Below are 10,240 nucleotides of genomic sequence, written 5' to 3'. Positions count from 1 at the left end.
TCATGCCAGTCTGTTGTATGGACAGCGTTAAACATATAATCGCCGTTTTTATCCCGGATTCGGTTTCCATCTTCATCAAGAAGATATTCCCGCCGCTGTTTTTGCCCCCATGTGCCATCCGGGTTCAAAGGGCGCATGGTTGTCATCACATGGAAATGCGGGTTAGGGATGCCGCCGTCCTCTTTCTCCGGGCTGTGAAAAGCAAGGTCGGCAATCATGCCTTTTGCCACAAACTGCTCCTGCACGAACTTCCTCGCCAGTTCCATGTTTTCTTCCAGTGTCAATTCATTCTGCATGGCAATATCAAAGGAATAGGCAAGCTGTGCTTTTGGATGTTTCTCGCAGCTCTCCACAGCATTCCAGAGGGTCGCCCGGTCAAGATATATTTCCGGCGCATGGGGCGGCAGCATGATTTCCGAAGCAATCACGCCGCCCTTTTTGGTGTAATCGCTGACTTCTCCATAGTAGCTGCTGTAAAGACGCTCCCCGGCTCGGTAGGCTGCGCTGGCAATGGCGCTCTGACCGGCGCTGCGCTTGATCTGTGCGATTGAAAAATGATAAAGTGCTATCCTTAGTCACCGCCTTTCTCCTGCCCGGAAATACGGGCGTGGTTCTCTGTGGCAGACCGGATGAAATGCTCCGCCTGCGGCAGATTCAAAATGCTTTCCATGAGGGAATAAAATTCCGCTTCGGATAGCTCCTTTGTCTGTGGTGCAATGCTCTCAATAGCTGCCCCACGGGTAATCAGCCGGTGCGTCCTCTGTTTCCGGGAACCGCTTTCCAGATACGCCTGCCGGTTTTTCAAACGCTGCATTTTCCGTTTTTCCTGTTCCAGCAGGACAGTGGTTTTTTCATATTCCTGCTTCAACTGTTCCAAAGATTTTTCCATGTTCTCACATCCTTTGCTGATAAGATAAAGAAAGACCATCCGCAGACAGTCCGTGTGTCAGTGCTTCTATAAAACCCGATGAAAAGGGAAAACCGCAGAGCGGATTTCTCTTTGCGGCGGGTACACAGGGGATAGCCGCTTTAGCGGCGCAAGGGGGTGTAGCCACCTTGTCGGAGCGAAGCGAACGCAGACCTCGGATTGCTGATTTTATCAGCGGCAGAGGTAAGCTCCGCAGGACGCACGATACATGGTCTTTAGACTATGTATAGAAGTGCGCCCTTAGTTCCTAAGGGATTTTGCCGTTTCCGGCAGTCTTGTCCTTTTTCTTGGAACGCTTGGAAAGATACTTCGGGCAGTCAACCACAACCGCCCGGAAGCTCTGTTTACATTCGTGCTGGCATTTCCGGCACAGTTCGTTGTAAGTGATACGGCTGCGGTCATTTAAGAAGAAAGACCATTCCAACCGCCGCTTGTTACTCATTCTTGCCATAACCGGCTCCTTTCTCCGTTTCTATCTGATGTACGCAGATAGGCTGTTTTGATGTAGCGTCTCGGTATCATTTTTAAGTTTTTTTCCCTCTGTATGCCCCTTTGGAAAGTGCGGCAGTATTGCAAGTCAGGGAATGATACCTCACGCTTATTTGTCGCTTCCCGGTACGGTTTCGGAGCCTTTTGCCATCCATTCAAAGAAAGCAATTTTGCTGACCTTGATAAGTCTGCCCCTGCGGAACGCTGGAAAGCCGGGTGTGTGTACCAGCTCATAGGCGCTCGCTCTTGAAATTCCCATAATCCGCTGAATGTCCGCCACATCCAGAACCAGCGGTAAATCCTCGTAGCTGTTCAATCTCTTTTTATCGTTCATTCTGTTCCTCCCATAAATCAAATAGGTTAAAATGCTTCCTGTTGCCGTTCTCCCCAAAAGCCGTTTTCCTGCCCCATTCCTGCGGTGTTTCCCTGCATTGGTGCGCCGAATGCGTCACTTCTCCTGCCGGTCATATCCCTTTTGGACGGTCATTCACTTGTCAAGGTACTGTGCGGTACGAAATTACCAACCGCAATCATCATAGCGTACTATCCTTGACAAAACAATGATTCTGCGATACCATGAGTGTAACGGATATAACTGAATTATATAATTACCATAAACAAAGGCAGGGGATAGGGATGGAGAATCAGTTTATACGGCATGAGCCATGTTTTGAGAGGATTTTGTTTGTCCTGACGCTGGACAGGAAGAAAATGAAAGAGCGGATTTTGATTGGGGAAGAACAGCAGATCCGCTTCCGTCTGAACGGGAGCCAAAACGCAGAGGTGCTTTGTGATATGACACGCCCACTGGGAACTTTTTTGATAAACTTTGAGCGTGACACGGACAGAGACTGGAACTTATACGGGCTTTCTCCGCTGCGGCAAGCTCTCCACTCCAACCGATGGAAACAGCCGGAGCTGGAGCAGGCGGCAAGCGAATTTCTTTGGGAGAAATATCTTAGCAACGACCCTCTGAAAATGTATGTGGCGTTCCGTATCTGGAACAGCTATCTGCTTGCCAGAGAACCCCGTGACCGTAACGCTGCCTGTGACCGCTTCATGGATAAAATGAGCAGACTGACCGGGGTATTCCAAAACGAAACCATGAGCTTTGACAGGGAGACAGGAAAACCGAAACAATTTCAAGCTGGCAGCCTTTATTTCAAAGGCGCACCGTCAGAAGATACCCGGCTTGACCTCTGGTTCCCGGACAACCGGCGCACAGAAGAATGTGTGTCTGCCTATGCGTCCCTCTACCCGTTGATTACCTATTATCTGAACAGGCTGAATGACTGGGGGCTTTGCTTCCGGCGGTGCAAGGTCTGTGGAAAATATTTTCTGGCAAAGAGCCAGCGGTATGAGCTGTGCAGCGACAAGTGCCGAAAAGCACAGGCGCTTCAAAACAAGCGGGAATTTGACGAGAGGTCAAGAGAAAATAACTATGACCTGCTTTATAAAAATGAATGCCAGAACTGGCGCAACAAAATAAACCGGGTAAAAAATACCGCAGGCTTTCCGGCTGACCGTCTGGAAAAAATACAGGCTTCCTTTTCCGACTTTAAGAAAGAAGCCTTACAGAGAAAAAAGGCTGTAAAAACAGGAACGGCCAGCCCGAAAGAATTTACGGACTGGCTGTATCAGCAGAGTAATGTAATTGTTGAGCTGACCGAGATATGAAAAACTTTCTATCGTCAATTTCGCATTATTGCAATAACAGATTGCTTCTTCCATGAATGGTAATATTATCATCAAACTTTTGGAAGAACTATAAATGTCCGAGGTGCCTTTGATTTCGACAGAAAAACAGGCTGAATTGTTACAAAGCTCGGACATTTCAAAAGAATTTTTTGAAAAATACTAAAGAAGCGGAGCAGCTAAAATCTGCTCCGCTTCGATATGATTGATCTAAGGATGTTTTGCTATTTGATTAAACTCACTCTGTCAACCGCAATCGCTCCACAACTGGAAGGTTAACGTCAGTTTTGTAGACCCATATAGGCACAATAAGGCAGATTAGCAACACCAGTCCAGACACCAGCACCAGCGGGATAAATGGATAGGAGAAAACAGCATAATAGGCCACTTTACTAAAAATCATATATAGCAAGATGAAGATTGCTGTTCCAATGGTGACTGCAAGGGAAAGGGAAACGCCCCAATAATAGAAACCTTCCATAAATAGCATTCGTTTGATTTGTCGCTTTGTCATTCCAATGCTTTCAAGAACAGCTAATTCATAGCGCCGAGTATTTACATTGACAACCATTGTATTGACAAAGTTCATGACACCAACAAGCAGCAGGATCACGGACAACCCTGTTCCTAAAACCTTTGCTGTAATGAGATATTCCTGCATTTCTTCTCGCCGTTCATATCGGGATATAATATCAATGTTAGCTTGTGATGCGGTGATTTGCTTTAATTCTTGCAGTATACTTTCGTCATGTTGACCATCCGTATCAAAGGCCACGCGGAACACTCTATATTGCGGAAAGAGTTCTTTCAAAGCTGTTTGACTAATATACAAATCAGGAGCCGTCCCTCTCTCATTGCCTCCTCCTGCTCGAAACCCTTCATTCAAATAACCGTTCGCTACAATAAAGGAATGCTGTCCGTTCTGCGTCTGGATTGTTATTTCCTGCCCCGGCTGAATAAGGTCTTCTACTGTTTTGGACAGCAGCACAACCTTTCCTTGTTCAAAGGCAGACGTGTCAATAGGCAAGTTTAAGGTTTTATTGATTTCTTCCAAATATGCACTGTCAATTCCAAAAACCCCGCTAAAAAAGTTTTGCTGATAATTTTCTAATTTTGCCGGATCAGAAAAATCAATGCCGTTTACTCCGTCTAATGACGCAAGAAACTCGTGAAATACAGCATCGTCATATACAACATCTACTGCTACTTGAGGATAAGGTGCATAGGTCAACCTCAAATTCTCAATGCCGTCAAGCTGACCAATCTCTGAAACCATTTCGCTGGAAATTAAATCTTCTCTTTCGTGGATACTATATGTGAGTGCAAAATCGCTTACTCCCCATTGGCTCACATAATTCTCCGGGCTTAAACCATGTAATAGCCCTGTGACGACAAGGAACAAGGAAAGGCCGAAAAAAAGCGATGCAAAAACAAGGGTTGTACTCTTAGCATTACGAAAGACATTGTTCCATGCCATTCTGGACAACTTCATTTTGCTACAATTTCTGGCGCTGCTCTTTGTGCTGGCTGCTGTATATTGGAGTGCTGCTATTGGTGAAACACTTCCGGCAATTTTGGCGGGCTTCATGCTTGCAATCATAACGGTAATGAACGTAAATATGGCCGCTCCTATGAAAATAAACGGCGAAAAAGATACTTTTGTTCCCACATCAGAATTTGTTGAATACATCATATTCAGGAAGTAAGGAACAATGCCAAAGGAAACAACCGCACCAAGTAACAGACCAATCGGAATACCAATACAAGAGATTCTGATTGCCTGCTTATAGATAATTCTCTTTATCTGCCTTTGAGTCGTTCCAATCGTTTTAAGACGGCCATAGAATTGCACATCTTTTATGACAGAGACATAAAGAATATTATAAATCAGCAGATAGCCGCTAAAGGATATAAAAACTGCTAAAATTATTACAGCTAAAATAATAGTTCCACCATTTGCCTGTTCTAATGGTACAATTTCAAATGTTTGCCCTTCTGTAAAGTCAATCTCACGCCGCAATCTTTCACAGTTTTTGTCAGCATTATCATTGCCTTGAAAACGGATCATTGCCGTAACACTATTATCCAGTGATACATTTAAGCTATCCTTAAAAGCGGATGAAACATAAACATAACCACGATTATTTGTGCGCATTGGAATGTAGTCCGTATAGTAGCCCGACAGCAAAAAGGTGTCCGTGACATAATCATAGCTATCGCCAATTTGGTATGACAACACAATCTCCATCCCTATTTGCGGATCAGAAATGCCCATCTGTTCAAGCACCCATGTAGGTAGCATAATTTCGTTTTTACTTGATGGGTAATTTCCTACAACACCTGATATAGTAGGAAGACGGTGGTGTTCCCACTCGGTATCATCTATCCAAACTATACCTAATCTCGCATTTTGCAGTTGCTCTGTATCAACACTGCCTAAACGCTGCTGTATACCTACGTCAAGGACAAGGTTTGATTTTGAAATTTCAACCAACTGATTTTCTGTTACATTTGTGATTCCGACATCAGCGGTAGTTCCCATTAACCGAATTTGTTGCATTTGGTAGGTTTCAAAGTAACTAAAACCAATACTGAATGTCGCAGTTATCATAAATGCAGTTAGCACAAGAGCAATGATTGCAAATAAATTACGCTGCCGTTCACGATGCAAACTGCGCTTTGCCAGCTTCTTTTCAATGTCACTGGTATCATTTTCAAAAGGCCATGTCATAGCTTGCCACCTCCTTATTCCACAATCCTGCCATCCTCAATGCGGACAATCCGATCTGCAAGGCGGGCTATGTCGTCATTGTGGGTAATCATTACAACGGTTTGCCGGAACTCCGCGCTGGTGCGCTTGATAAGTCCCAGCACCTCGGCGCTGGTCTTGCTGTCAAGGTTACCGGTTGGCTCATCGGCCAGCACAATAGCCGGTTTGGTAATCAGAGCGCGGGCAATCGCCACACGCTGCTGCTGTCCGCCGGATAGATTGTTCGGCATATTTTTCAGTTTATCTTCCAGCCCCAGTAGGTGAACAATTTCGTCCAAAAACTTCTGATCCACCGTGTCCCCGTCCAGCTCCACCGGCAGGACGATGTTCTCATACACATTCAGAATAGGAACAAGGTTATAGTTCTGGAAGATAAAGCCGATGTTGCGGCGGCGAAAGATGGTAAGCTGTTCATCGTTCTTCTTTGCCAGTTCTTCGCCCCGGACGATCACGGTTCCGCTGGTGGGAGTGTCCAGCCCGCCCATCATGTGAAGCAGGGTGGACTTGCCGCTGCCGGATGTTCCCACAACGGCCACAAACTCGCCGTCCTCCACGGAGAAGTTCACACCGTCAAGGGCGCGGGTAATGTTCGGCTCTGTGCCGTAATACTTTTTCAGGTCGATAGTCTGTAAAATACTCATAAAATTCAATCCTTTCTTTGTTTGTTGTAAATGCGGAACGCTGCCGCGCCGGTGGCCGCCAACTGTACCAGAATCAGCCCAGCGAACAGGCCGAAGCTCTCATAGTAGAACAGTTCATCCCAAAACAGGAGAACATCACAGAGAGCAGTCAAGGCAACCGTCCAGCGGATGTGCCGGGCCAGCCATTGCCGGAACACCAGCACAAGGACAGCGGGCGGGACGATCAGCAGCGCCAGATTCAAAATCAATGTCGGGGTCAGTTCCATTGCGTCGCCTCCTCGCTTTTGTTGATAAGGCTATTGTAAAACCCAAATGTCCGCGAAATGTTACAGCGGCCAAAAAATTTCATTGAAAATCGGGGTGAAATGTTACAACGCTCGGACATTTCAAAATTATTATTCAACTACCCTTAATCGAGCTACAATACTTGTTTTTCTAAAATAGCGAAACGAAACATGAGGAACTATAATCGCCACAACGCAAATAACAATTCCCTCTAATATCAACGGGAAAATCGTAGGCTGTATTGTAAACAGCCATAAGTCAGGTTGATTAAAGAAAGTAGGAAGAATTGTATTTGCAACAATAAGAGAGAGAGGTAAACCCATTACACAAATCAGAAATGCGTAAAACAATCCCTCCAATACGGTCAATTTGTTAATTTGTTTTTTCGTCATTCCGATGCTCTCTAATGTAGCAAATTCCCGTTGCCGGTTTATAATGCTCGTTATAATGATGTTGGAAAAATTCACAAGCCCGATACTTCCTAATAGAAACCCAATAAGGCCACCTATGATAAAAATAGTTTGTTTTAATCCATTCATAGTTTGTGCCAATGTTTCAGACGATGCGTATTCAACGGTAGGCAAAGAATTGATGTACTCGGTCGCTGGCAAAAAGTGTTCTTTTTCCACATCAAACACATAACTCATTATGGCTGGATTGTTATACAATTCCACAAACATCTCATTACTCATATAGAAAATAGGACAATCGCCGCCAACATCAGTGTAGCCAACATTCTTACCCGGAGATTCTACCAATGAAAAATCAACCACTGCACGCGCAATTACCGAAACCGTTTTATAAGGCAATCCATCTTTGTAAATGGTAACTTCCTGATTGAGCGGACAAAGAAATTCAGGAGATTCATTTGGGTTGATCGCTGAAATTTCTATAACATAGTTTCCACTTTCCAAATATGAGGTTAGTTGCTGTATATCTGTTTCTCCCTCAATGAAATTCAATTTAGGAAGTATTGATTTTTCTACCCCGTAAATATTGCAAAGAGGTCGATAATCAACACCGAGTTTTACTGGATAAGTTCTGCCATCAACCATACCACTTCGTATAAGGTGATTATCTTCTGTGTATTCGTCTAATACTTCCGTGACCAAACTACCATAATCATAAGTAACACTGACATCATCCAAAGTGTTTTTATAAATTCGACTTCCGTTCAGCACAGGAATATTATTTTCAATATCAGATATGATTTCATTACTAACAGAATCATCTTTAAATCGAAAACCTTGCACATTAGAAAATGTGTTTGGGCTTGCCACAACAAAATCAAATGAGGTAACAGAAGATACATATTTTTTAACATCAACACTATTTCCGATTGCGATTGCACTGTTTAGGAGAATAATGCAGAGTATCATGGATAAGACGATAAATATGGTACGCTTTGAATTTCTTCTTAAATTTCTCCATGCCATTTCTGTTATTCTATTCTTAAACGAAAGACGATTCTTGTTGGCACTATGATAATTGTCTTTTTCATAGTATCTAGTTGCCTCAATGGGCGAAATCGTAGCTGCAATTTTGAATGGTTTCTTTATGCTCACCCAAACAGTAATCGCACTAAATATCCCGGCAACGACAAAAATAATAGGATTAAAACTCAAGTTCACAGAAAGATTGTGATACTCGCCTTTCATAAAATTAAGAATCCACGGAAGCATAAGTATTCCTACTATATATCCTAAAATCAACCCAATAGATATACCAATTATAGACAGCCAAAATGCTTGCTTATAAACAATTCGCTTGATTTGCTTCTCCGTTGTTCCGATTGTTCTTAATAAGCCATATTTCTTTATTTCTTGAACAACAGAAATCTCAAAAATATTGCGAATGAGCAAATAGCCCGTTATTACAAAAATCATAATAAAAAACAGGGCTGCTATTATGGCAATCCAATTTACAGATGTGCCAGTGGACGGGCTGGTTCCCCTAATTTGCAAAATAGTTGTCTGTATAGACTGGATCGCTCCAACACATAAAGTCGTTACAGAAGTAAAAAGCATTGATGTTAAAACGATTGCTATTACAGCAACAATATTTCGTAATTTGTTGGCTTTGAAGCTTCTTTGCGCCAGCTTCTTTGTAATGGCGCTGGTGTCATTTTCAAAAGGCCATGTCATAGTTGTATCACCTCCATATTTGATAAGGGTATTGTAAAACCTAAATGTCCGCGAAATGTTACAGCGGCCAAAAAATTTCATTGAAAATCGAGGTGAAATGTTACAACGCTCGGACATTTCAAAAAAATTTACGGCGGGTAGCCGGAAATGGCCGTCCGCCGCATTCTATTTTGTCGGCAGCATAATGGAAAATTCTGAACCCTTGCCCGGCTCAGAAACCACTTTGATGTAGCCGCCCTGCCGTGTTACGATCTCGCGGGTCAGATACAGGCCAATGCCCACGCCCTGCTGTTCGTGTACTTCTTCCTCACGATAAAAGCGCCGGAAGATGGCAGCCTGATTGCTTTCGGAAATGCCCTTGCCGGTATCGGCTACTTTGATCTCCACATACATTTCCCACGGTATCACCGACACCGTAATTTTTCCACCTGCCGGAGTATACTTCACCGCATTGTCCAACAGGTTAAAGAGGGCTTCGGATGTCCACTTGCTGTCATGGGAAAAGGTCAAATTCTCCGGGCAGTCCACAGATACAGCGATTTTCTTTTTTTCCGCTGCATACACGATCCCACTCATGGCTTGCGCCACGGTATCAAAGAGGCAGACCGGTTTCTTATTCAACTGGATTACGCCCGTTTCCAACCGTGAGGTTTTCACAAGAGCCTGAAAGAGAAAGTCCAGTTTATCTGTCTGGGTGCGGATTCCACGGATAAAATCGGTACGCTCCGCCTCGGTCATAGGCTTTTCCAGCAGGGTGTCCGTCGCCATTTTCAGATTGCTTACCGGCGTTTTTACCTGATGGGAAATATCCGATACAAGGGTCTGTAACTCCTGCCGTTCCTCGTCCACCCGGCGGCGGTTCTCCTGCATGATCTGGTAAAGTCTCGCCAGCCGGTGCCCGATTCTGGCGAGCTGGGTTTCGCTGTCCTCTGGCCGCTGGGGTGCTTCATTTCCGGCGATCATGTGGTCTAAGGTCTGGCACAGGTCAGTGGTAAACTGCGACAGTCGCTTTCCAAACGCCTGCGTCAGTACAAAAATCCCTACAATGGCGCACAGCAGCAGCGCCCCGCCTGTCAGCAGCACCGCAATCTGTTTTGTCACAAGAAAAAGAGCTATGGTGATCCCGGACATGGAGAGGGCAAGCTCCATTGCCCCCCGGCCAAACAGCCGCTTTACCGAGAGGTTTTGAAACTTCATTTTGCCTCGCCTCCCGTCCATTGATACCCCATGCCGTAAACGGTCTTGATGTAGGGTGCGCCGCCGTCGGCTTCAATCTTGCTGCGAATAC

The 10,240-nt window shown here is 44.6% G+C and carries 10 protein-coding genes and 1 pseudogene; 1 reads left to right on the top strand and 10 read right to left on the bottom strand.

Annotated features, from left to right (window positions below):
- The 4 genes from mobQ to OCV77_RS16160 form a co-directional block, all read right to left on the bottom strand.
- Positions 1 to 569, bottom strand: a 569-nt coding sequence (gene mobQ, locus OCV77_RS16175) for a MobQ family relaxase (RefSeq protein WP_262575987.1), incomplete at its 3' end; no start/stop codon positions are given.
- A 2-nt stretch (positions 570 to 571) separates the two neighbouring features.
- On the bottom strand, positions 572 to 889 hold the full coding sequence (locus OCV77_RS16170) for a DUF3847 domain-containing protein (protein ID WP_008816380.1): 318 nt from the start codon (positions 887 to 889) through the stop codon (positions 572 to 574).
- Between the two features lie 286 nt (positions 890 to 1,175).
- A complete protein-coding gene (locus OCV77_RS16165; protein ID WP_004614949.1) occupies positions 1,176 to 1,379 on the bottom strand; it encodes a hypothetical protein in 204 nt (67 codons plus the stop codon).
- A 147-nt stretch (positions 1,380 to 1,526) separates the two neighbouring features.
- The gene (locus OCV77_RS16160) at positions 1,527 to 1,751 is read right to left on the bottom strand and encodes a helix-turn-helix domain-containing protein (RefSeq protein WP_005362423.1); all 225 of its coding nucleotides are present in this window, start codon (positions 1,749 to 1,751) and stop codon (positions 1,527 to 1,529) included.
- Between the two features lie 302 nt (positions 1,752 to 2,053).
- Between OCV77_RS16160 and OCV77_RS16155 the strand changes: the two genes are divergently transcribed.
- Positions 2,054 to 3,094: a DUF6076 domain-containing protein gene (locus OCV77_RS16155; protein WP_008816376.1), complete on the top strand. Its 1,041-nt coding sequence runs from the start codon at positions 2,054 to 2,056 to the stop codon at positions 3,092 to 3,094.
- A gap of 256 nt (positions 3,095 to 3,350) precedes the next feature.
- Here OCV77_RS16155 and OCV77_RS16150 read toward each other — a convergent pair whose 3' ends face one another.
- The 6 genes and pseudogenes from OCV77_RS16150 to OCV77_RS16125 all read right to left on the bottom strand — a co-directional run.
- Positions 3,351 to 5,843: an ABC transporter permease gene (locus tag OCV77_RS16150; protein WP_008816375.1), complete on the bottom strand. Its 2,493-nt coding sequence runs from the start codon at positions 5,841 to 5,843 to the stop codon at positions 3,351 to 3,353.
- Between the two features lie 14 nt (positions 5,844 to 5,857).
- The gene (locus tag OCV77_RS16145) at positions 5,858 to 6,523 is read right to left on the bottom strand and encodes an ABC transporter ATP-binding protein (protein WP_008816374.1); all 666 of its coding nucleotides are present in this window, start codon (positions 6,521 to 6,523) and stop codon (positions 5,858 to 5,860) included.
- A 5-nt stretch (positions 6,524 to 6,528) separates the two neighbouring features.
- Positions 6,529 to 6,789, bottom strand: a complete 261-nt coding sequence (locus OCV77_RS16140) for a hypothetical protein (protein ID WP_008816373.1) — start codon at positions 6,787 to 6,789, stop codon at positions 6,529 to 6,531.
- Between the two features lie 129 nt (positions 6,790 to 6,918).
- Positions 6,919 to 8,952 carry an FtsX-like permease family protein gene (locus tag OCV77_RS16135; RefSeq protein WP_008816372.1) on the bottom strand — a complete coding sequence of 678 codons (2,034 nt, stop codon included), beginning with the start codon at positions 8,950 to 8,952 and terminating at the stop codon, positions 6,919 to 6,921.
- A gap of 165 nt (positions 8,953 to 9,117) precedes the next feature.
- A complete protein-coding gene (locus OCV77_RS16130; RefSeq protein ID WP_262575985.1) occupies positions 9,118 to 10,149 on the bottom strand; it encodes a sensor histidine kinase in 1,032 nt (343 codons plus the stop codon).
- Positions 10,146 to 10,240: pseudogene (locus OCV77_RS16125) on the bottom strand (response regulator transcription factor); the annotation flags it as partial. The pseudogene OCV77_RS16125 and the gene OCV77_RS16130, both read right to left, overlap by 4 nt.

Source organism: Suilimivivens aceti (assembly GCF_025567405.1).
Taxonomy (GTDB): Bacteria; Bacillota; Clostridia; order Lachnospirales; family Lachnospiraceae; genus Suilimivivens; species Suilimivivens aceti.
Note: the sequence above shows the minus strand (reverse complement) of the source record. Positions and strands in the feature narration are given on the sequence as shown.

Bases quoted from the DNA above. Each gene is read 5' to 3' on its own strand.
- OCV77_RS16170 (WP_008816380.1), bottom strand. From the start codon at position 889: ATGGAAAAATCTTTGGAACAGTTGAAGCAGGAATATGAAAAAACCACT.
- OCV77_RS16165 (WP_004614949.1), bottom strand. From the start codon at position 1,379: ATGGCAAGAATGAGTAACAAGCGGCGGTTGGAATGGTCTTTCTTCTTA.
- OCV77_RS16160 (WP_005362423.1), bottom strand. From the start codon at position 1,751: ATGAACGATAAAAAGAGATTGAACAGCTACGAGGATTTACCGCTGGTT.
- OCV77_RS16155 (WP_008816376.1), top strand. From the start codon at position 2,054: ATGGAGAATCAGTTTATACGGCATGAGCCATGTTTTGAGAGGATTTTG.
- OCV77_RS16150 (WP_008816375.1), bottom strand. From the start codon at position 5,843: ATGACATGGCCTTTTGAAAATGATACCAGTGACATTGAAAAGAAGCTG.
- OCV77_RS16145 (WP_008816374.1), bottom strand. From the start codon at position 6,523: ATGAGTATTTTACAGACTATCGACCTGAAAAAGTATTACGGCACAGAG.
- OCV77_RS16140 (WP_008816373.1), bottom strand. From the start codon at position 6,789: ATGGAACTGACCCCGACATTGATTTTGAATCTGGCGCTGCTGATCGTC.
- OCV77_RS16135 (WP_008816372.1), bottom strand. From the start codon at position 8,952: ATGACATGGCCTTTTGAAAATGACACCAGCGCCATTACAAAGAAGCTG.
- OCV77_RS16130 (WP_262575985.1), bottom strand. From the start codon at position 10,149: ATGAAGTTTCAAAACCTCTCGGTAAAGCGGCTGTTTGGCCGGGGGGCA.